This is a genomic window from Mesorhizobium sp. LMG17149, assembly GCF_024518695.1.
Lineage (GTDB): Bacteria > Pseudomonadota > Alphaproteobacteria > Rhizobiales > Rhizobiaceae > Mesorhizobium.
Genome location: NZ_JANIFL010000004.1, coordinates 419,747 through 441,207, shown reverse-complemented (window position 1 = coordinate 441,207; position 21,461 = coordinate 419,747). Strand labels below are relative to the sequence as shown.

Genomic DNA, 21,461 nt, shown 5'->3' with positions numbered 1-21,461 from the left:
ACTATGGAAACCGTACTGATCGTCATCCATCTCATGGTCGTGCTCGCCCTTGTCGGCGTGGTGCTGCTGCAGCGTTCCGAAGGCGGCGGCCTCGGCATCGGTGGCGGATCCGGCTTCATGACCGCGCGTGGTGCTGCCAATGCCCTGACGCGTGCGACGGCGATCCTGGCGGCCGCCTTCTTCGCCACGTCACTGACTCTGTCGATCGTCGCCCGCTACGGCGAGAAGCCGATCGACATCCTCGACCGCGTGCCGGCGACGTCGGACGGTGCGGGCAAAGGCGTGCTCAACCAGTTGCCCGGCACGACCACCCCGGCGCCCGCCGGCAGCACCACGCCGACGCCGCCTTCCGGCAACGACGCTGCGGCTCCGGCGACTGCCCCGGCCACGGCGCCTGCCGCCGGTTCGACGCCGCCGGCGACCAACGGCACGGCTCCCGCCGCACCGGCGACCCCGCAGGTCCCGAACCAATAGTCTTCCACGCTTGAAACCGCGATCTGTGGTCGTTTGAACACAGTCGCGGCAAATGCAGCAAGATCACGAAGATTCGACGGGGTGAGGCGGGGCCTCGCGCTTGAGGCAGCCGCGCTTATTCGACTATAGATTGCGCGCGGCATTTCCGGCACCCTTGGGGGGCGCTGGGCGACGCCGTGGGCAACAAGCATAGAACGATCGGATCTTCGCCATGCAGCTTCGCAGCTTCATTTTCCTGGGACTTTGCGCCGCACTCGGCATGAGTTCCCCAGCCTTCGCCGGCGTGCCGGCAAATATGGCCGCACAGCCTTCGGCTGAAACAACTTCTGCCATCAACGTCGCCGTCAAGAGTGATGCGTCGCAATTGAAGCTTCTCAAGAAGAAGAAAAACCCGACGCCCGACGACCTCGCCCAGATCAAGAAGATCGAGGCCAAGATCGTTGCCGACAAGGAAGCCGCCAAAGCCAAGGCGCTCGAAGCCAGGAAACTGGCGATGCGCGAGGCGGCAAAGGCCAAGGCCGACGCTGAACGGCAAGCGTTCCTGGCCAAGAAGGGCAAGAGCACGCAGGCAACCCAGGTGGCCGATGCCAAGCCGGCCAAGAAGCTGGTTGCCAAGATCATCGAACCAATCGAACCGATCGCGCCGATCACGCCGATCCAGTCGGCCGAGCCGCTTCCGGCAGAGGCGATGAACATCGCCCTGACCGGCAACAATGGCGAGTTGCGCAGCGAGGTCATCGGCCAGAAGCAGCCGAGCAGCGGCGGTTTGTTCGCCGGTCTCTTCGGCGGTAGCTCTTCCTCTTCGTCGATTTCATATCTTCCCGAGACACGGGCTCTCGACCAGGCTCTCGCCAAGAGGGAAGCCAAGAAGCAGTTCAAGGTGAAGCCGGAATTCGTGCCGCAGGACGTGGAATTCAGCGGTTACGCTGCCGGCACCATCGTTATCGACACCAGCGCGCGCCGCCTCTACCTCGTCGAATCGTCCTCCACCGCGCGCCGCTACGCCATCGCGGTCGGCCGCGACGGCCTGCAGTTCAAGGGTACGGTTGCAGTCGGTGACAAGCAGGAATGGCCGCGCTGGATCCCGACGCTGGACATGCAGAAGCGCGAGCCGAAGCATTACGGCCAGTATAAGGACGGTATGCCCGGCGGTGGCCAGAATCCGCTCGGCGCGCGCGCCATCTATCTCTATGACGGCAAGAAGGACACGCATCTGCGCATCCACGGCACCATTGCGCCGCAGTCGATCGGAACCAGCGCTTCGAATGGTTGCTTCCGCATGATCAACGAGCACGTCATGGACCTTTACAGCCGCGTCAGGGTTGGCACCAAGGTCGTCATCATCTGACGTTTTCGTCATCCTGCCGAAAGGGCCGGCTCAGCCGGCCCTTTTGTTTTGCCTTGTTCACGATCCAAGCGCCTTCTTGGGAAAAAAGCTTCGCGGCGGTTTTTTCTCTGGCGGAATCAATCCGGCCGCGTTAAGCGATGACTCCCATGGCGCGATATGTATTCATCACAGGCGGCGTGGTTTCCTCACTTGGAAAAGGCATTGCCGCAGCGGCCCTTGGGGCTCTCCTGCAGGCGCGAGGCTATCGCGCACGCATCAAAAAACTCGATCCCTACCTGAATGTCGATCCCGGCACGATGTCGCCGTATCAGCATGGCGAAGTCTTCGTCACCGACGATGGCGCGGAAACCGATCTCGATCTTGGCCATTACGAGCGCTTCACAGGCCGCTCCGCCAACCAGCAGGACAACATCACCACCGGCCGCATCTACAAGAACATCATCGAGCGCGAGCGGCGCGGCGACTATCTCGGCGCAACCGTGCAGGTCATCCCGCACGTCACCGATGAGATCAAGAATTTCGTTCTCAACGGCAATGACGACTATGATTTCGTGTTGTGCGAGATCGGCGGCACGGTCGGCGACATCGAGGCGATGCCATTCCTGGAAGCTATTCGCCAGCTCGGCAACGACCTGCCGCGCAACAACGCCGTCTACGTCCATCTGACGCTGATGCCCTACATCCCGACGGCAGGCGAGCTGAAGACCAAGCCGACTCAGCATTCGGTCAAGGAGCTGCGCGGCATCGGCATCGCGCCCGATATCCTGCTGGTCCGTGCCGACCGCGCCATTCCCAAGGAAGAGCGTAGGAAACTGTCGCTGTTTTGCAATGTGCGCGAAAGTGCCGTGATCCAGGCGCTCGACGTGCCGCATATCTACGATGTGCCGATGGCATACCATAGGGAAGGGCTCGACTCGGAAGTGCTGGCCGCCTTCGGCATCGATCCGGCGCCGAAGCCGCGCATGGAGCCTTGGCAGGCGGTATCCAACCGCATCCACAATCCGGAAGGCGAGGTCACCATCGCTGTGGTCGGCAAGTATACCGGCCTCAAGGACGCCTACAAATCTCTGATCGAGGCGCTCTCGCATGGCGGCCTTGCCAACCACGTCAAGGTCAAGCTCGACTGGATCGAATCGGAGATCTTCGAAAAAGAGGATCCGACGCCCTGGCTGGAAAAGGTGCATGGCATCCTGGTCCCAGGCGGCTTTGGCGAGCGCGGTGCGGAAGGCAAGATCCTGGCGGCGAAGTTCGCGCGTGAGCGCAAGGTGCCGTATTTCGGCATCTGCTTCGGCATGCAGATGGCCTGCATCGAGGCAGCGCGGTCGCTGGCCGGCGTCGAACATGCGTCTTCGACCGAGTTTGGTCCGACCGAGGAACCGGTGGTCGGCCTGATGACCGAATGGCTGAAAGGCAACATGCTGGAGAAGCGCCGCGAAACCGGCGATCTCGGCGGCACGATGCGGCTCGGCGCCTATCAGGCCGAGCTCGCCAAGGGCTCCAAGATCGCCGAAATCTATGGCGACACACAGATTTTCGAGCGCCATCGCCACCGCTACGAGGTCAATGTCGACTACAAGGAGCGGCTCGAGGATTGCGGCCTGGTGTTTGCCGGCATGTCGCCCGACGGCGTGTTGCCGGAAACGGTCGAATACCCGGACCATCCGTGGTTCATCGGCGTGCAGTATCACCCGGAATTGAAAAGCCGGCCGCTCGAGCCGCATCCGCTGTTCGCCAGTTTCATCGAGGCGGCCGTGGAGCAGAGCCGGCTGGTGTAGCGATCAGGTCGGGCGGCAATGCAGACCTATGTCGCACTACTTTACAGTATCATCCTGGCTGAGGGGCGACGGGTCGTCATGGCCGACCTCAAGGCCATGGCCGAAGAGCTCGGGCTGAACAACCCGCGCACGCTGGTGGCGACGGGCAATCTGGTCTTCGAGGCACCGGCAACTGATATCGCCGACCTCGAACAGTGGTTGGAGGCAGCCTTTGAGAAAACCTTCGGCCGCCATGTCGACATTATCGTGCGCGGTGCCGAAGACTGGCTGAAGCTTGCTGCCGGCAATCCGTTTCCGGTGGAATCGAATGCGACCGCGGATCAGGTGGCGGTGCGCGTGATGCGTAAGCCTGCGCCCGAGGAGGCCGTGACGGCACTGCAGGCCTATGCCGCCGAGGACGAGAAAGTGACTTCGCTCGGCGGCGACATCTGGGTCGTCTTTTCGCGAGAGAGGCCAAGTTCGCGGCTGCTCGCGGCAATGAACCACAAGCGCATGGGCATCGGCACGTCGCGCAACTGGAACACGGTGCGCAAATTGGCCGAGATGATCGGGTAGTTGGGGCGGCTTTGCGCCGCCCCTGATGATGCTCGTCAGGCTTTCGCGGTCTTGGCGCCTGCGCCCAGAGCGGCGGTGCGCAGCACGTAGTAGATAATGCCGGCGATCGCCACGCCGAAGAACCAGCCATAGACACCCCACCAGGACGGCAGCCAGTTGGTGAAGTTGGGCAGGATCGACGAGAAGATGGCGCCGATGCCTGCTGCGATGAATGCATTGACGTGCCAGCCGCCCTGGAAACGGAACTCGCCGTCCTCGCGGTAGAGCGCCTCGACGTCGACCTCGCCCTTCCGGATCAGGTAGTAGTCGACCATCATCACGCCGAAGATCGGCCCCATTGTCGCGCCGATGATGTTGACGAAGGAAGCGGCACTGCCTTCCCACGGCGCGAAGGGGTAAAGCAGCAGGGCAATCACGGCCGCGATATAGCCGCCCTTCTTGAAGTCGATCTGCCTGGGAAAGACGTTGGAGAAGTCGAAGGCCGGCGAGACGAAGTTTGCCACCACGTTGATGCCGAGGGTTGCCACGGCAAAAGTCAGGGCTGCGAGCGCTGCCAGGAACCAGCTGTCGAATTTCGCCGAGATCTGGTCGGGATGCAGCAGCACTTCGCCATAGACATCAAAGGCGGCAATGGTGGTGACGCCGGCGACCAGCGAAAACAGGATCAGGTTGATCGGCAGGCCCCAGATGTTGCCCTTGCGCAGCGATGCCTTGTCCGGCGCGTAACGGGCGAAATCGCAGAAGTTGAGATAGAGCGCCGAGAAATAGGTGACCCAGATTGCCGCCACCGCAAACAGCGAGGTCCACGATCCCGGCGTGCCCGGCACGCCCGCGTCCTTCGTCTTGTCCAGCAGCACGTCCATCGGGATATCGCTGGTGAAGGCAAATCTCCCGGATTTGACGCAGAGATAGATCGCCAGGATCAGCATCATCACCCAAACCGCGGGGCCGGCCCAGTCCTGGAAGCGGCGCACCGTTTCCATGCCGTTCTGGATGATCAGCAGTTGCAGCCCCCAGATGACCACGAAGCAGATCACCTCCAGGCCGGTATGGCCGAGGAAATGCGTGCTGGCGTTGAAATCGGCGAACCATTGCGTGCGGATCAGCAGCGCCACGATCGCGCCCGAGGCGGCGGCTGTCTGCGCGCCGTACCAGAAACAGGCGACGATGGCGCGCACCAGTGCCGGTATGTTGGCGCCCCAGATGCCGAAAGAGGCGCGGGCAAGCACGGGGTAGGGCACGCCCGTCTTCACGCCGGCATAGCCGACCATGTTCATCAGCACATAGATGATCAGCGATCCGATGCCGATGGCGATGATGAAATTGACGAAGCCGCCGCAAAACAGGAACAGACTGGCGGCAAGATAGTAGCCCCAAAGGCTGTGGACGTCCGATGTCCAGACGTTGAAGATCGAGAATGGTCCCCAGTTTCGAACTTTGGCCGGAGCCAGATCCTCGTTGTACAGATCAGGTGAAGCACCCTGTATCGTCATGGCAATGTTCCCCTTTTGCAGCACGCGCCCTCACGCGTTGGCCGCGTGCAGGTTAAGCCTGCCGCAGGGGAACCGACAAGCAACCTATTTGCCGGCTTTGGCCTTAAAGATATTCAATGAGAACTGCGATTATCGATGCAAGGTGATGGTGGGTCATCGCTGAACCCGGCACGGATGATTCGAAGTTCGACGCTGGGCTTCCAATGTGAAGCGGTGGCTGCCGACATCTTCGGTAGGGGGCCCTAAGCGATGGCCATCACCTGCTTGTGGTCCGCGACTTCAGCGAGCAGCCAATCCTGAAACAGGCCGGTGCCTGGTTTGTTGCCGATGCTGCGACGCTGATGCAGGTAAATGCCGGCCGGATAGGTGTGGCGGACATGGAACGGCGCGACCAGTTTGCCTTGCTGCAGAAAATCTTGCGCCATGATCGTGTCCGCAAGCGCTATTCCGGCGCCATTGATCGCTTCGCGCATGATCAGGGTGCAATCATCGAGTGTTGTGCTGGATTTTGGCGTCGTTTCCAGAACGCCTTCCTGCTCCAGCCAACGCTTCCATCTCATGGTTTCGCATTCATGGATCAGATGATGATTGACCAGATCGGCCGGCGATCGCAGCGGCACAGGCCCCTCCAAAAGCGAAGGCGCACAGACCGGGGTCAAAAGCAGCGGGATCAGCAGCGTCAAAGCCGGGCCGGCCTTGTAGACGAACTCGTCGACAATGGCCAAATCGAAGTTGGCGCGCTTGCCTGAAGTGGAGATCTCCAGATCCACCGACGGATGCAACCGGCGAAAGTTCGGCAACCGGTCCGCCAGCCAAAGGTTCAGAACGGTGGGCACGCACAAGACCCGGACCCGTTGGATCTTGCCGTGGCGCGACCCCTCGGAGAGGCTGACGTCATCGGTGGCGCGCCAGATGGCTTCGAACGCCTCCGAGAGGCTGCGCGCATAGTAGGAGCCCCGGATGGTTGGCGTTATCTGGCGAAAACCGCGTTCGAACAGGTCCTGGCCAAGATTTCGTTCAAGCGCGCGGATGTGGCGGCTGACAGCCGAGGGTGTCAGATGCAGTTCTTCCGCCGCGTCCTTGACGCTGCCGAGGCGAGCGGCGGCCTCGAAAGCGCGCATGCCATTGAGTGAGGGAAGGGCCATTGGACGATCATGAATTGTCAGTTGAGTTTTTGTCAATCGACATGGGCAGAATTCGCGTTTGATCGCCTGCCCCGTTAGGGGATACCCAGAGGACAAGAGCAATTAAGTCGTCTCAAGCGACCGTTTGGGAACACCGGTACCATACCATCGACGGCTGAGACCGGCTTGACCAGTCTCACCTGTGGAGAGCGAAGCTTTGCTCGGTATCGCCGCAATTGGAGAGAGCGCCAGCCTATGCCTCAATCGCCAGCGCCGGTCTTCGAAGCTGCGGACGAGATTTCCGCGGAAACCTCCGTCGTCGTGATTTTGCAAACTGCCCAACCAGGCTTTGGTCCCCGGGCAGCGGCTCTGGACGCTGAGATGAGCGGGATCGTGTCACGTGCTTGCTCCGACCCGGCCGCCTTGGCCGAATCCGGCACCTGCATCGATCTCATCGCCCCGCAAACAGTATCGACCAAGCGTGTGGTCGTCCTGGCCTTGGGCAAAGCCGAAGCCGTAACCACCCTCTCGTTGGCGCGCGCCGGCGGCTTGCTGGCCGCACATCTGGAAGGCAAGGGGGAATGCGCGGCCACTCTGGTCCTGGACCCCATCGCTGGCATTGAACTATCCGGCGCCGAAATCCTGGCGCGTGTCGCGCTTGGCATGCGGCTGCGCCGCTATCGTTTCGACATGCGCAACCGGCGGCAAGGCGCGGGGGCGGATCGAACCTTGCGGGTGAAACTGGTCGGGGCTGGCGGCCCGGATCTGACCGCGGCGCTGGCGCGGATCAATGCCATCGCCGACGGCGTGGAATATGCACGCACCCTGGTCAACCTGCCGCCAAACCATCTCCATCCCGACAATTTTCACGATCATCTTGAGCCCCTGCGTGAAGCCGGCATCGACATCGAAATGCTTGATGCCGCGCAACTGAAGGAGCTCGGCATGAACGCGCTCCTGGCCGTTGGGTCGGGCTCGGCGCGTCCGCCACGGGTCGCTGTCCTGCGCTACCGCGGCAAGGGTGCTCCCGCCCAACCACTCGCTTTCGTCGGCAAAGGCGTCTGCTTCGATTCGGGAGGCCTCTGCATCAAGGGCGGAGCGCAGATGTTCGACATGAAAGCCGACATGGGCGGAGCGGCGGCTGTGGTCGGCCTGCTGATCGCGCTCGCCCGGCAAGGCAGCCCGGTACACGTTGTCGGTGTTCTCGGCATCGCCGAGAACATGCCATCGGGCACCGCGCTCAAACCGCGCGACATCATCACCACGGCCTCGGGACAGACAGTGGAAGTGTTCGACACGGATGCGGAGGGACGCCTGCTTCTGGCCGACTGCCTCTACTATGCAGCCACGCGCTTCAACCCTTCGGTGATCGTCGATCTGGCAACGCTGACCTATTCGGTGACGCGTGGCCTGGGGTCGATATTCGCAGGCCTATTCAGCACCGACGATGCCATCGCTTCACAGATGATCGCGGCCGGAGAAACGGTCGGCGAGCGGTTCTGGCGGCTGCCGCTCGACCGGGCCTATGATGAGGGTCTGCAATCGCCGTTCGCGGACCTCAGGCATCATGCCAAGGACATGGAAGACGGCGACGCTCCCTATGCGGCGGCCTTCCTGCGTCACTTCACGGAAGACCGCCCCTGGGTGCATCTCGACATCGCCAGCAAGGAACTGACCGACACCGATCGGCCTCTGGGCAGGCAAGGCGCCACGGCATTTGGCGTGCAGATGCTGGAAGAGTGGGTGCAGGTCACCCGCAACATGAGTTAGGGCGCCTGCCGTCACGGACAAATACAAGATGCCTTCAACCGCACTGGGAACTGGGATGTCATCTGAGATCATAGGCATGGAAGGACGGGCCGCTTTCGACGCCTACGAGACCTGGTATCGGGTCAGTGGCGAACTCGGTGGCGAAAAGGCGCCTGTGGTGATCCTGCATGGCGGCCCGGGCGTCGCTCACAACTATGTCGATGCCTACAAGCTTCTTGCGCGAAGGGATCGCGCCGTCATCCACTACGACCAGTTGGGCTGCGGCAATTCCACCTTGCTGCCTGAGAAAGGCGCCGATTTCTGGACACCTGGGCTGTTCATCGACGAGCTTGAAAACCTGGTCGACCATCTCGGCATTCGGACGGGCTTCCACGTCCTCGGCCAGAGCTGGGGCGGCATGCTGGGCGCCGAATATGCCGTGACGCGGCCGCAGGGCCTGAAGTCGCTGACCATCGCCAACTCGCCGGCTTCCATGAAACTGTGGGTCGAAGAGGCCAACCGGTTGCGTGCGGACCTACCCGCGGACGTGCAGGAGACACTGACCCGACACGAGCAGGCCGGCACGACAAACGATGCGGCGTACCAGGCGGCGACGATGGTGTTCTACGAGCGGCATGTCTGCCAGGTCGTGCCTTTCCCGTCCGAAGTCACGGAAAGTTTCGCCCAGGTCGTGCGCAATCCGACCGTCTATAATCTGATGAATGGGCCAAACGAGTTCCACGTCATCGGAACGCTGAAGAACTGGAGCATCGTCGACCGTCTGCCGGCCATCGATGTTCCCACCCTGATCATCTCCGGACGTCACGACGAGGCCACGCCCGCGACCGTGCAGCCCTACAAGGACGGCATCAAGGGGTCTCGCTGGGAGATATTCGAGCATTCCAGCCACATGCCGCATGTCGAAGAGCAAGATGCGTGCATGCGGGTGGTGGGAGACTTCCTGGACCACAACGACAATTGAAGAAAAGGGGAATGAAGACATGAAGAAACTGCTTCTGGCGGCAACAGCCGCGGCATTGCTGGCCGGTACATGGCTGGCCCCGGCACAGGCCGAATATCTCAAGGAGCACCGAGGCGGCACCATCCGCCTGCTGGCCCGCTCCGCGGCCGGAACGCTCGATCCGCACATCAATTACACGGACCAGGGCTGGCAGATGTACCAGCCGATCTATGACGGCCTGGTAGCCTTCCGCAAGGCCGAGGGTATGGACGGCTTCACCATCGTTCCCGATCTGGCCGAGGCGTTGCCCCAGGTCAGCAATGACGGCAAGACCTTCACCTTCAAGCTGCGCAAGGGCATCAAGTTCTCCAGTGGCCAGGATCTTGGCGTGAAGGACGTCGTCGCTTCTTTCCAGCGCATCTTCAAGGTTTCCGGACCCACCTCCGGCACGTTCTATGCCGGCATCGTCGGTGCCGACAAATGCCTGGCCGACACCAAGAGCTGCACGCTGGAAGGCGGCGTTGTCGGCGACGAAGCGGCCGGCACCATCACCATCAACATCACCAAGCCGGATGCCGAGCTGCTCTACAAGCTCGCCTTGCCGCATGCCGTGGTCCTGCCGGCGGACACGCCCGCCGAAGACATGGGCTCCAAGCCCATTCCCAGCACCGGCGCGTACATGATCTCCGCCTTCGACCCGAACAAGGGCATGACGGTTTCCCGCAACCCCAATTTCAAGCAGTGGAGCGAAGAAGCCCAGCCGGACGGCTATCCGGATGTCGTCCAATATGATTTCGGCCTGTCCGAAGAGGCAGCCGTCACCGCGATCCAGAACGGCGAAGCGGACTGGATGTTCGACGCTCTGCCCAGCGATCGCCTGGGCGAACTGGGCAGCAAGTCCATGGACCAGCTGCACATCTCACCGCTTTCGGCTTGGTGGTACGCGCCGCTGAACAACCGTCTCGCACCCTTCGACAATGAAAAAGCCCGCCAGGCCGTTGCCTATGCGATCGATCGCAACACGCTGGTCAAGCTGTTCGGCGGCAAGGTGCTGGCCTCGCCGGTCTGTCAGGTCCTACCCCCGGACTTCCCCGGCCATGAAGACTATTGCCCCTTCACCAAGAATCCGGGCGCCAAATGGTCGGCTCCTGATCTCGACAAGGCAAAGCAGCTCGTCGAGGACTCCGGCACCAAGGGCCAGAAGGTGACGATCATCGTCGAGGACACCGCCATTTCGCGGTCCATCGGCGTCTATCTGCAGAGCGTTCTGACCAGCATCGGCTATGTCGCCGACGTCAAGCCGATCTCGTCCAATATCCAGTTCACCTACATTCAGAACACCAACAACAAGGTGCAGATGTCCGTTACCCAATGGTACAAGGACTATCCTGCGGCTTCGGACTTCCTGAACATCCTGTTCAGCTGCGCCTCCTTCCGTGAAGGTTCGGATGCCTCGATCAACATCGCCGGCTTCTGCGACAAGGAAATCGACGCCAAGATGCAAAAGGCATTGGACCTCGGCGTCACCGATCAGAAAGCCGCCGACAAAATGTGGGCTGAAATCGACAGGCAAGTCACCGACAAGGCACCCGCCGTTGGCCTCTTCACGCCGAAGCGGCTTGACTTTGTCAGCAAACGTCTCGGCAATTTCAAGTTCAACCGGCAGTTCAACTGGATGATCACCCAATCCTGGGTGCAGTGATGGCCTGGGTGCAGTAACGAACCGCGGAGGGGCACGTCCGTGTCGAACGTAGCTGTCGCCGCGCCGCGCAAGACGCGAGGGCCCTGGGCCGTCGCGTTTGCGAAGCTGGCAAGGGACAGGGCTGCCATGGCGTCGCTGGCCGTGTTCCTCCTCATCGTCCTTGCCTGCCTCAGTGCGCCTCTTTATGCAAAATGGGCAGGCGTGGACCCCTTCGCCTCGACGCTCGACGCCGTCGTCCAGATCGACGGTGCCGACGTTCCGGTGATGGAACAATCGACGGAAGGGCTGGGGCTTGGCTACACACCGCTCGGCCCGACCTGGCGGCTGGGCAATTATTTCCTCGGCGCCGACAGCCAGGGGCGCGATGTCATGGCCAGGATGCTCTATGGCGGGCTGAGCTCATTGCTGATCTCCGGAGCAGCCACCATCTTCACCCTGATCCTGGGCACGGCGGCGGGATTGATCGCCGGCTATTTCGGCGGCGTTACCGACACGGTGCTGTCGCGGTTCCTCGACATACTGTGGGCGTTCCCGATCTATCTGCTGGCGATTTCGCTCTCCATCGTCACCATCGCGCATGGCATCACGATCGGACCGATCCAGATCGAGTCCGGCAGTCTGTGGCTGCCTGTCATCATCATCGGCATCGTCTACGTGCCCTACGTGGCCCGCCCAATACGCGGGCAGGTTATGGCGCTGCGCAAAAGCGAGTTCGTGCTGGCCGCGATCAATCTGGGCGTGCCGGGGTGGCGCATCCTGTGGCGCGACATCCTGCCCAACGTCACCACCACGCTCATCGTCTTCGTGCCGCTGATGATGGCGCTGAACATGCTTACGGAATCAGCCCTTTCCTTCCTTTCGATCGGCGTGCAGCCGCCGGCCGCGAGCTGGGGCACCATCATCCAGGACGGACAGGCGCTGCTTTACACCAGGCCATTGGTGGCGCTGGTGCCGGGCCTGGCGATCGCGGTTTCCGTCATGGCGCTCAATGTCTTCGGCGACGGCCTGCGCGACGCGCTCGATCCGCGCTCCAAGGTTCGGCTGGGGCGCGACTGATGATCTACGCAATCCTGCGCCGGTTCGGCCAGATGCTGTTCGTGATGTTCGGCATCTCGGTCATCGTCTTCCTGATTTTCTTCGCAACGCCGGGCGCCGACCCGGCTGCGCGCATCGCCGGCCGCAATGCATCGCCCGAAGTGCTGGAGGCGGTACGCCACAGCTTCGGCTTCGACCGGCCGCTCTACGTGCAATATGTGACGATGATGGAGAAGATCTTCGTCACCGGCGATCTGACCTCCTTCGTCAATCGTGGCTGGAAGGTGGTGCCGGCGGTCATGGATTCGATCCCGGTCACGCTCTCGCTGGTGTTTGGAGCGGCGATCCTGTGGGTGGTCGTCTCCATCATCATCGGCATCGCCGCCGCCGCCACGCGCGGCAGCTGGCTGGACAAGCTGCTGATGGCGCTAGGGCTGCTCGGCATTTCCATGCCGGTCTACTGGCTGGGCGAGGTGATGAACCTGATCACCCAGAGCCGCTACCACGACAGCTGGGCGTTCTCCTGGGTGCCGCCGCTCGGCTACAAGAATTTCTCCGACGATCCGAAGGGCTGGTTCCTGACCCTGGTCATTCCGTGGATCACACTGTCCATTCTCTATATCGGTATTTACGGGCGCGTGCTGCGCGCGGCAATCATCGAATCCCTGCAGGAAGACTATATCCGCACGGCCCGGGCCAAGGGGCTGTCGGAGACCCGCATCCTGCTGCGCCATGCCTTGCGCACGTCGCTCATCGCATTCGTCACTCTGTTCGGCCTGGACTTCGGTGCGCTGGTCGGAGGCTCAGCCCTGCTGACGGAGGTGGTGTTCGGGCTGCACGGCATCGGCAAGCTCACTTACGACGCTCTGCAGAATCTCGATCTGCCGATGATCATGGCAACCGTGATGTATGCGTCCATGTTCGTGGTCATCGCCAATGCGGTCGTCGATTTCGTCTACATCCTTCTCGATCCGCGCCTGAGGACATCATGATACTGTCGGTGCGCGACCTCAGAGTTTCCTTCCGCACAAATGATGGCCTGGTGCGGGCCATCGATGGCGTTTCCTTCGACCTTAAGGAGAGCGAAATCCTCGGCGTCGTCGGTGAGTCCGGTTCCGGCAAGACCGTGTCGCTGCTGGCCGTCATGGGTCTCATCACCGATCCCAACGCCACCATCGAAGGGTCGATCCGCTACAAAGGCCGCGAACTCGTGGGACTGCCCGCGCGCGAGCTCAGGCGGCTGCGCGGCAACGAGATCGCGATGATCTTCCAGGATCCGATGACGGCGCTGACGCCTGTCTACACGATCGGCTGGCAGATCGCCGAACAGATCCGCGCGCATCGCAACATCAGCAAGTCCAAGGCGATGGAGCGCGTGGAGGAACTGCTGGCCGAGGTGAATTTTCCCAACCCGCACGAGGCGATGTCGCGCTACCCGCACCAACTGTCCGGAGGCATGCGTCAACGGGCGGTGATCGCAATGGCTTTGTCCTGCAATCCGGCGCTTCTGGTGGCTGACGAACCGACCACGGCGCTCGACGTCACCGTACAGGCCGGCATTCTCGATCTGGTGCGCAAGCTGCGCGCGACGCACAAGTCGGCGGTCGTCTTCATCACACATGACATGGGCGTGGTCTCCGAACTCGCCGACCGGGTCATGGTCATGTATGCCGGCCGCGTGGTGGAGCGCGGCAGTCGCATGGAACTGTTTTCCGATCCGCGACACCCCTATACGCGCGCGCTGCTGGGTTCGATCCCGCCGCTGACCGGCGAAAAACCACGGCGCTTGCCGGCCATTCCCGGTTCGCCGCCGTCATTGCTGCGATTGCCGCAGGGCTGTGCGTTCGGTCCGCGGTGCCCGGTTCACTACGAGCCCTGCCAGGCCGGCAAGCCCGACCTCGGGAGCGGCACCCATGCCGCGGCATGCTTCAGGGTGGCACAGGCATGAGCGGACCGATGATCGACAAGAACCGCCCAATCCTCGAGACGCGTTCGCTGGGCAAGCGCTTTTCCATCGGCAGCCGTTTCTCCGCCGAAGGCAAGCGAACCGTTCATGCGGTCGACAATGTTTCCCTGACCGTGTGGCGCGGCGAGACGGTCGGGCTGGTCGGCGAATCCGGATGCGGCAAGTCCACGCTGGCGCGTTGCCTGGTGAGGCTCTACGACATATCGGACGGCGAGCTTCTGTTCGAAGGCAACGACATAACCTCCAAGTCGCTGTCCGAACTCAGGCCGCTTCGGCGCCGCCTGCAAATGGTTTTCCAGGACCCGTCGGCGTCGCTCAATCCGCGCCGGCGCGTCGGCGACCTGGTGGCCGAGCCGCTGCGCATCCATGGCAGGCTCTCGTCGAGCGAGATCACCAAACGCGTGGCGGAACTGTTCGACCTTGTCGGCTTGCTGCCGGATCACGTCATGCGGTTTCCGCACGAATTTTCCGGCGGACAACGCCAGCGCGTCGGCATCGCGCGGGCTATTGCATTGAATCCGGACCTCGTGGTCCTGGACGAACCCGTCTCCGCGCTCGACGTGTCGGTGCAGGCACAAATCGTCAACCTGCTTGCCGATCTGCAGGAGAAGCTCAATCTCACGTACATCTTCATCGCCCACGACCTGTCGGTGGTGCGCCAGGTGTCGACCCGCATAGCGGTCATGTATCTCGGCTCGATCGTCGAAGAAGGGCCGGCGGAAGACGTGTTTGCAGCACCGGCCCATCCCTATAGCCAGGCGCTGATTTCGGCGGTTCCCGTCGTGGAGACGACGCCGGGTGGGACGCGCAAGCGCATCATCCTCACCGGCGACGTACCGAGCCCTCTGAACCCTCCAACGGGCTGCCGTTTCCATCCCCGATGCCCAATCGCGGCGGAGCGCTGCCGTTCGGAGCGGCCACAGTTACGGGAATACCGACCCGGTCGCAAAGTCGCCTGCCACTTCCCGACAATGTAGGCGACACTCACCACCGCACGGGTGATCGCCTTCGCCTGACAGATTTCTAAAAGATTCCATTCTTTATCTGGAACCAACCGGCTGTTGGCGCGTTTGGTGGGGTTCGATCGAGCGCATTGCGGTCGACCGGGAGGAAACGATGGATCAATTGCATTTCTTTTCGCCCGTGCGGATTTCGCGCGGGCAGGGACACCCTGCGGAAGAAATCGATAGTGTTGCCGAAGCCATGATGTTCTTGCGGAAATGGCCGACGGGACGGCGCGGTCCGGTTTATCAGTGCGCGCTGAATTGTTGCTCGGCCGCCTTGTCGGGCCAGATGTCGGCCGAGGAAGCAAGGAAAGCGTTCACCGGCTTTGCCCGCATCACGCGCCTTCTCGATGACGACATGGCGTTGCCGGTGCCCGGCGAAGGCGAGGCAAGGGTGCACGCGTTGCGGCGATAGGCTGTTGTCCTGACGGACCTACAAGGTCTCGCGCTGCAGCGGGGCGAGTCTTGTTGTGCAATGCGCTCGGTCTGGCGGGTCGAAAGTTCGTCTTGCGTGGCACACTTTCACAGCGGACGCTCGTCGTTCATGCTTACTTCAGTCACGAGCTTGCGGCGAAGCGCCATCGTGTAGTCGTCTGGCCCCTTCGGCGTCATGACGAAGGCCTGGGAACCGCCAATGACCGATCTGGCAAAATAGGATGCCAGAGGTTCGTCGGGATTCTCATCCTCCGTCGGGATGGCGATGGCATTGATCGTATATCCCTTGGCTATGGCGTTCGACCTGCTCGGCTGGACGGGAAGCCCGTCGTTGTTCTCGCCATTGGAGGAGATATCGATGACTTTCTTGGCCGCCTTTCCCGGAAACTGGTCGAGCAGGAGACTGCCGATGTCGATAGCCGAGGAAACGGATGTTCCGCCTCGCCCTCTGCGGATGAAGCCGGTATCGCCTTTCCTGCTGATCACCGCAGCCGCCGCTTTGGCATCTTCCAGTCCGCAGATGCTTGTCCACGGCAGCACGACGCGTGCGTGTCCGGGGCTCGACCATTCAAAATAGGCAACGCCGATGCAGCCGACATAATTCCGGCTGATGGCGGCGATGATCTCTGGCGAGGTGAGTGCCGCGGCATGTCCCTCGCGTTGCATATCGGCGATCTTCGGATCGATCGACGACGAGAAATCGACCGCGAACACGATAGCGACGTCAACGTTCGCGGCATGGGCAGAGATCGCCCAAAACATCGAAGCTGCAAGTATCCCTGTCACTCTCGAGATTGAACCGGCCGGCGTCAGAATGCCCCAACCTGTCGTCCGTACCCGTTCGCGAAAGGATAGGGGGCCGGCGTCCTGATGATACACGCTGCCAAACATGTCATTCTCCATCTCGACATCCGGTCGTTTCAAACGCGAGCTCAACATGTGGAAATCTGGCGGATCGCCTTGGTGCCCACGCCGAACAGCAGCAGATCGGCCTTGGTCCACAAGAGATAACAGCCGAGCAAGGTCAGTGGCATGGCGAGGGCCGCGAAGGAGCCGCCCGACCAGACTTCAGGCAAAGCACGGCCGAGGGCCACTGTCGTCGCCAGCATTGCAGGCAACCGGCTGGCGAGCACCGCACTGCGGAACGGATCGGGCCAAGCGGCCGGCCACATCGGAATTGGCGTGCCGGGCCTGTGGAAGGTGCTGCCGAATTTGCCGAGCGCATGCAGCAGGCCGGAGGTCGCCGCAAGCAATGGATCGCCGAGCAGCAACAGGGCAATGCCGAGCCCGATCGCCCCTAGGCCCGACAGGAAGTCGCCCAGACGGTTGAGGGCGGGATCGGGAGCATCCGGCCTTGCCCAGGCCCGGTGATAGGCCTCGCCGCCCCAGAAGAAGACCAGGGTGGTCAAGGTCAGCGCAACAGTGCCATGGCTGCCAGCGAAGTATTCGATCACCGCCATGGTAACGCTGCTTCCCTCATGCAAATCGACCGGCGCGGTGGCAATCTGGATGGCGAGACCGACAATGAGGCCGAGCGCGTTACCGCTGTTGTAATAGCCGCCCGGTCCCTTCATGCGGGCGCGAAGCGCCGATACCAAATGTGCGATAGGAAGAAGGATCGTCCGCGCGTCCATCACTGCGCCCCCACGATAAGTCCTGCCGCCATCGGCAAGGCCACCGCCGCCTGGCTGATCGACGCCACTGGCCCGGTGTCGGGCGGCAGCCGGGGCCGGAATAGGTTTCGCATCACCGGCAAGGGTCATCACATTCCTCCACTGGACCTGAATTGTTGGGGTGACGATCGCCTGCCCAATTTGCGGCGGCAGCTGCAAAGGCAGGGGCCCCGTCGAAGGGTTGAACCGAAGCGGTTCGCAAGGACGTGCGTGCCTGCGGCGCTCGGTTCGACAGTGCCACGGACAGGATCGCACCCAGAATGATGGCGGCACCCAATGCGCTCGCGGACGAGCTCCGCTCGCCGAGAAAGATCGCCGCGCCCAGCGCCCCGAAAACGCTTTCTGCGCTGACGATCACGGCGGCGTGGCTGGCCGGCGTAAAGCGAAGGGCAACCGTCTGTATGCCGAAGGCAATCGCAGTGGAGAACACGCCGAGGATCGCCAGTTCCGGGCCAGCTGCGAATGCGGCGGTCAACGACAGATTGCCTTGCACTGCGCCGAGCGGCAGGGCGAAGGCGGCGGCGCCGAAGAACTGTGTCGCGGCTGCGGTGAACGGCCGCGCATGCACCTGCATGTGCCGGCCCAGTTCGACTGCCCAGAGCGCATAGCAGGCAGCCGAGAGGACAGCGGTGAGATCGCCACTGCTGAACCCGGCAATCCCATCCGACAACAGCAGGGCTCCAACAACGGTCAGCCCGGCGGCGACCGTGAGACTCGCTGTCGGACGTTCGCCTACGAGAAACCAGGCGGCTAGCGGTGTCATTACCGTTGCCGTGCTGACCAGGAAGCTCGCATTGGTGACGGAGGCGCCGAGATAGCAAAGCTGCTGGAGCGTGATGGAGATGGCAAACAGCGCGCACACCTTGGCCAAGCTGGAAAAATAGTCCGGCCCGAGCGGAAGCCGCCTCTCCATCAAGACAAAGGGCAACACAAGCAGGCCGCCGATCAGGCAGCGCAGACCCACCGCACTCAGCGCGTCGAGATGCACAAGCACCATCTTTTGCGAGACATTGCCGAAGCCCCACAAAGCGGCTGCGAATAGCAGCAGCAAATTGGCTCTTGTCCTGGACACGCGTCCCCCTCGAACCAAGCCTTTCGTTGACTTGGTCACTTTAATTTAGCAAAGCCTAAACAGCCTGCCGTTACGGCAGCGCTTGAGCGCGAAGGCCGACTGTTGCGAAGCGTTAGTTTTGAGTTAGGATTTCGTCAGGCTGGGATAGCAAATGCAAAGTGAGGACAGGGGCGCTGCAAATAGAATCTCACTCTTCGGCGGTTTCCGGATTGAAAATGAAACGACCGGTCCGCTTCGGCTGACCGGGAAACGAGGGCCGGCAATCATCGCCTATCTGGCCCGGTGTCCGGGCATGGCGGCGACGCGGGAGAGGCTGGCTGACCTCCTATGGGGCGACAGCGACGGCGAACATTCGCGCAACAGCCTTCGGCAAGCCCTCAGCGTCCTGCGCCAGGATCTGGCGCGAGAGGGGGTGGATCTCATCCATTCCAGCGGTGAGCTGATCGCCCTGAGGCCAGAGGCCTTTCAAGTCGACGTGGAGAAGTTCGAAACGGGTCTCTCGGCCCGTTCCGCTCAGGACCTCGCGAAGGCCTTGGCGAACTACACCGGGCCCTTCCTCGACGGGCTTTATCTGGGAAGCAATGCGTTCGATGACTGGATCACATCGGAACGCGACAGGCTGCTCGGCCGCGCGCTTGAGTCCTTCGAAAAACTGGCCCGTCTCGTCGACCCCGATGCCGGGCTGATCCTGGCCGATCGTATTCTGACCATGGAACCGACACGGGAAGAATCCTATCGGCTCAAGATGGAATTGCTGCTCGCATGCGGGCAACGCGACAGGGCAATCAGGACATACGAAGCCTGCAGAAGCATGCTGAAGAAGGAGTTCGGCGTCGAAGCCGGCCCTGAAACGCGGGCGCTTTGGCAATCTCTGTTGCTTGCCGCCGATGACGCTTCAAATGTGCAGTCGACAAGTGGTGTTCCGGCCAGCCAGCGCCTTGGGCGTCCGTCCATCAGCGTTGCCGACTTCGTCAATCTGACTGGAAAGCAAGGCGACGACTTTTTCGCCAAGGGACTTGTCCAGGACATCACGACGGCCCTGTCCGAAGTGGCCGACTATGTCGTGCTCGCCGCGCTTCCGCCCGAGAAGAGCGGCCCGGGCGAAGAAGCCAAGACGCCAGGGATACTCCGGCCGCGATATATGCTCAGCGGCAGTGTCCAGAGATCCGGCAATGGGTTGAGGGTGAATGTCCAACTCGTCGATGCCGCCGGCGGCCACCACGTCTGGGCCCAGAAGTTCGACGGCCACTCCGAGAACGCGCTCGAATTCCAGGACAGGATCGCACAGTCTGTTGTTCTTGCCGTGATCCTCGAACTTCAACTGACCAACTGGAAGGTTCGAGACAAAAGCCCGCCGGGCACCCCTGAAGTGCGCAGGCTGGTCAACGAAGCTCTCATGAAATATTTTGAGATGACTCGGGACTCACTTTTGGTCGGGATAGAGCTTGCCGAGAAGGCCTTCTCGATAGGTCCCGACAACGCCCGTGCAAAGCGGACGCTCTCGATCGTAATATCCATGGGCGTGGCGTTTGGTGCACTGCCTCGGGAGCGAGGGGTGATCGAGCGTGCGGTCGAGCTTGCGGAAGCCGCGGTGCGGGCGGTACCGGACGATGAAATTGCTCGATGTATCTTGTCGTTCGCTCTCGAAAGTTGCGGTCGTATCGACGAGGCGATCGCCGAATGCCGCCACGCGATCAGCCTCAACCCGAGCTACCCGACTGGCCACGGCGATATTTCGATGCTCTTTGCATTGCGCGGACAGGTCGACGAAGCGGTGCGTGAGGCCAACGAAGCAATCCGGCTCGGAACGCACGATGTCATCGACTTCTGGCGCCACCACGGCCTGGTTGTGGCGCTCTTCGCTGGCGGAGACAACCAGCGGGCGCTCGAAGCCGCCCGCAAAGTGGTCAGGACAAAGCCGGGCTTCGTTCGCGGCGCCCTTTATTGGGCCGCGACCGCGTCGGCCACCGGGAACAACGAAGAAGCGTCCCGGGCCATCCACCATTGCCTGTCACAACTTCCGCATCTCAATCTGAGCAATGTCTGCCCTGGCTTTGTGCCGCGCTATGTGAAGGATCATCACCATTCCCGGTTCCTTGAGATGCTGTCGAGGGCTGGCCTCCCCGGCTCCTAGCCACATCATTGGCGTAGACACCGGCATACGAAGCTGGAGGCTTCCGTCCTCCGCCCAGGCATCGAAAGCAGATAACGCGTTGGCATTTCCGGCCAGGTCGACCTATAAGCTACCCTGCGATTGAGGTATTCGGCGCCGCACGCCGTCGCGCCGGCCAGGGCATTCGGCCGATTTGCGGCGGGGGCTGTCATGGCAGGCGATAGCGTTCACGCGACGCGTGCCCAAACTTTATTGAAGCTATGAAGATGCAACATTATCAAAGGTTTAGGATAGCCATAGCCCCTGGATGGGGCAGATAGATAAGTAATATCAGATAGTTACTGGAGCCCGTGTGCAAAAATCGCACACGAAAGTTCACCTTCTCTTCTTTTTCGTTCCCGCGATGCCGCCGCCGACAACCGTTTTTGCCGCTCTCCTGCCGACCATTTCGACCGCTACCATGCGATGTTCGCCGGGGTATCCGTGAACCTCATTGTCTACTGCAGCATCCCGTTTGCCTGGGGACCTGTAAGCTTTCCGTACTTTCGGCCTCGCGCCGCCACCGAATTGTGGGCACATATGAAAGAAGTCGGAATGCATGATTCAAGTGTGCGACAAGCGTGATCGGTGCGCTCACCCATCGCAATTTGTATAGGGCGGCAACACCTCATCGAGCCTGGTGTGCATTGGGCGGGACTTGACGTTCGCAGTTTTGGTTCGCTACGGCTCGTTTTGGTTCGCTACGGCTCCCCGGGCCGAAAGAAATGCAACTACGAGTTGCCGATTCAAAACTACGCCAGAACCTTCCGTCAAGACGCGCATGCGTGACCGCGAGCGCGGAGCGCATCGAATTGGCCGGCGGGCCTGAGCCATCATTTGCCCGTGATAAGGGTGAAGTGCGAACGCGCGAGCTCACTGAGATCGGAATTCCCAGCAGCTATCTGGCCCGTGTGTGCGACGAGGGGCTGCTCAGCAAGGTTGG

General features: G+C 61.8%; 18 protein-coding genes. 13 read left to right on the top strand and 5 right to left on the bottom strand.

The features are described from left to right. Nucleotides 1–3: 3 nt before the first annotated feature. From secG to NP945_RS11370, 4 genes are all read left to right on the top strand, one after another. Nucleotides 4–474 carry a preprotein translocase subunit SecG gene (gene secG / locus NP945_RS11385; protein WP_127268768.1) on the top strand — a complete coding sequence of 157 codons (471 nt, stop codon included), beginning with the start codon at nt 4–6 and terminating at the stop codon, nt 472–474. 211 nt (nt 475–685) lie between these two features. Beyond that, the gene (locus NP945_RS11380; RefSeq protein WP_256746389.1) at nt 686–1,822 is read left to right on the top strand and encodes a L,D-transpeptidase; all 1,137 of its coding nucleotides are present in this window, start codon (nt 686–688) and stop codon (nt 1,820–1,822) included. Between the two features lie 146 nt (nt 1,823–1,968). Further along, nucleotides 1,969–3,597 carry a CTP synthase gene (locus tag NP945_RS11375; protein WP_164748819.1) on the top strand — a complete coding sequence of 543 codons (1,629 nt, stop codon included), beginning with the start codon at nt 1,969–1,971 and terminating at the stop codon, nt 3,595–3,597. Between the two features lie 18 nt (nt 3,598–3,615). Further along, the gene (locus NP945_RS11370; protein WP_256746388.1) at nt 3,616–4,152 is read left to right on the top strand and encodes a DUF1697 domain-containing protein; all 537 of its coding nucleotides are present in this window, start codon (nt 3,616–3,618) and stop codon (nt 4,150–4,152) included. Nucleotides 4,153–4,187: 35 nt separating this feature from the next. Here NP945_RS11370 and NP945_RS11365 read toward each other — a convergent pair whose 3' ends face one another. Both NP945_RS11365 and NP945_RS11360 read right to left on the bottom strand, forming a co-directional pair. Continuing rightward, nucleotides 4,188–5,645 carry an NCS1 family nucleobase:cation symporter-1 gene (locus NP945_RS11365; RefSeq protein ID WP_127268714.1) on the bottom strand — a complete coding sequence of 486 codons (1,458 nt, stop codon included), beginning with the start codon at nt 5,643–5,645 and terminating at the stop codon, nt 4,188–4,190. 242 nt (nt 5,646–5,887) lie between these two features. Further along, entirely contained in the window at nt 5,888–6,790 is a 903-nt protein-coding gene (locus NP945_RS11360; protein WP_127327372.1) for a LysR family transcriptional regulator, read from the bottom strand. 234 nt (nt 6,791–7,024) lie between these two features. On the opposite strand from NP945_RS11360, the gene NP945_RS11355 reads away from it, so the two are divergent. The 8 genes from NP945_RS11355 to NP945_RS11320 all read left to right on the top strand — a co-directional run bounded on the left by NP945_RS11355 (nt 7,025) and on the right by NP945_RS11320 (nt 15,601). Then, a complete protein-coding gene (locus NP945_RS11355; RefSeq protein WP_256746387.1) occupies nt 7,025–8,539 on the top strand; it encodes a leucyl aminopeptidase in 1,515 nt (504 codons plus the stop codon). Between the two features lie 55 nt (nt 8,540–8,594). Next, entirely contained in the window at nt 8,595–9,500 is a 906-nt protein-coding gene (locus NP945_RS11350; RefSeq protein ID WP_127399020.1) for a proline iminopeptidase-family hydrolase, read from the top strand. Between the two features lie 19 nt (nt 9,501–9,519). Further along, nucleotides 9,520–11,181 carry an ABC transporter substrate-binding protein gene (locus tag NP945_RS11345; protein ID WP_024503325.1) on the top strand — a complete coding sequence of 554 codons (1,662 nt, stop codon included), beginning with the start codon at nt 9,520–9,522 and terminating at the stop codon, nt 11,179–11,181. Nucleotides 11,182–11,220: 39 nt separating this feature from the next. Then, on the top strand, nt 11,221–12,237 hold the full coding sequence (locus NP945_RS11340) for an ABC transporter permease (protein ID WP_128309592.1): 1,017 nt from the start codon (nt 11,221–11,223) through the stop codon (nt 12,235–12,237). Continuing rightward, on the top strand, nt 12,237–13,208 hold the full coding sequence (locus NP945_RS11335; RefSeq protein ID WP_023813929.1) for an ABC transporter permease: 972 nt from the start codon (nt 12,237–12,239) through the stop codon (nt 13,206–13,208). Before NP945_RS11340 ends, NP945_RS11335 begins: the two co-directional genes overlap by 1 nt. After that, entirely contained in the window at nt 13,205–14,164 is a 960-nt protein-coding gene (locus NP945_RS11330; protein ID WP_256746386.1) for an ABC transporter ATP-binding protein, read from the top strand. The genes NP945_RS11335 and NP945_RS11330 overlap by 4 nt, the downstream gene beginning before the upstream one ends. A gap of 8 nt (nt 14,165–14,172) precedes the next feature. Continuing rightward, a complete protein-coding gene (locus NP945_RS11325; protein WP_127267732.1) occupies nt 14,173–15,159 on the top strand; it encodes an ABC transporter ATP-binding protein in 987 nt (328 codons plus the stop codon). Between the two features lie 139 nt (nt 15,160–15,298). Further along, nucleotides 15,299–15,601: a DUF982 domain-containing protein gene (locus tag NP945_RS11320; protein WP_127267728.1), complete on the top strand. Its 303-nt coding sequence runs from the start codon at nt 15,299–15,301 to the stop codon at nt 15,599–15,601. Between the two features lie 107 nt (nt 15,602–15,708). Here the strand turns inward: NP945_RS11320 and NP945_RS11315 are convergent, their stop codons facing one another. Genes NP945_RS11315 through NP945_RS11305 form a run of 3 tightly spaced genes read right to left on the bottom strand, consistent with a single transcriptional unit; the run spans nt 15,709 to nt 18,366 of the window. Next, nucleotides 15,709–16,512 carry a DUF1194 domain-containing protein gene (locus tag NP945_RS11315; protein WP_256746471.1) on the bottom strand — a complete coding sequence of 268 codons (804 nt, stop codon included), beginning with the start codon at nt 16,510–16,512 and terminating at the stop codon, nt 15,709–15,711. A 41-nt stretch (nt 16,513–16,553) separates the two neighbouring features. Then, the gene (locus NP945_RS11310; protein ID WP_256746385.1) at nt 16,554–17,384 is read right to left on the bottom strand and encodes a hypothetical protein; all 831 of its coding nucleotides are present in this window, start codon (nt 17,382–17,384) and stop codon (nt 16,554–16,556) included. Continuing rightward, nucleotides 17,368–18,366, bottom strand: coding sequence for a DMT family transporter (locus NP945_RS11305; protein WP_256746384.1), 999 nt, complete (start codon nt 18,364–18,366; stop codon nt 17,368–17,370). The genes NP945_RS11310 and NP945_RS11305 overlap by 17 nt, the downstream gene beginning before the upstream one ends. Before the next feature lie 151 nt (nt 18,367–18,517). On the opposite strand from NP945_RS11305, the gene NP945_RS11300 reads away from it, so the two are divergent. Continuing rightward, on the top strand, nt 18,518–20,500 hold the full coding sequence (locus NP945_RS11300) for a BTAD domain-containing putative transcriptional regulator (protein ID WP_256746383.1): 1,983 nt from the start codon (nt 18,518–18,520) through the stop codon (nt 20,498–20,500). Nucleotides 20,501–21,461: the final 961 nt, after the last annotated feature.